The organism is Cupriavidus sp. 05N39 (assembly GCF_056397325.1).
Map to the genome: position 1 here is coordinate 1 of NZ_JBFTNE010000359.1, position 397 is coordinate 397.

At 75.0% G+C, this 397-nt stretch carries 1 pseudogene; it reads left to right on the forward strand.

Annotation, left to right across the window (positions count from 1 at the left end):
• Window positions 1–346 (forward strand): annotated as a pseudogene (locus AC1DN0_RS41700) (glycosyltransferase); the annotation flags it as partial.
• Window positions 347–397: the final 51 nt, after the last annotated feature.

Genomic DNA, 397 nt, shown 5'->3' on the forward strand with positions numbered 1-397 from the left:
GGATTGGCTGGATTACCCGCAGGCCGTGCGCGAGGCCYTCGCCTGCCGGGAAGTGGCCCGCGACGGCCACGGCCACGTGCATGGCGCCAACCTGGGCGTCAGTGCCGCGGCCTACCTGGCGGCAGGAGGCTTCGCGGCGTTGGCCACCGGCGAGGACGTGGCGCTGGTGCAGGCGCTGCAGCGCAGCCGCGCCAGCATCGCCTGGCATGCGCGACCGGCGGTGGCCACCAGCGCCCGTCGTGCGGCGAAGGCGCCGCAGGGCTTCAGTGGGTTCCTGCGCGCGCTGGAACGCGAGGTGCTGGACGCAGGCACGGCCTTGCTGCCGACGCCGGCGTTGCTGCGCTGACGAGGCGGCGGAAACGCCGGTGCGGCAGCCGCCTCAGGCGTTGGCCAGCAC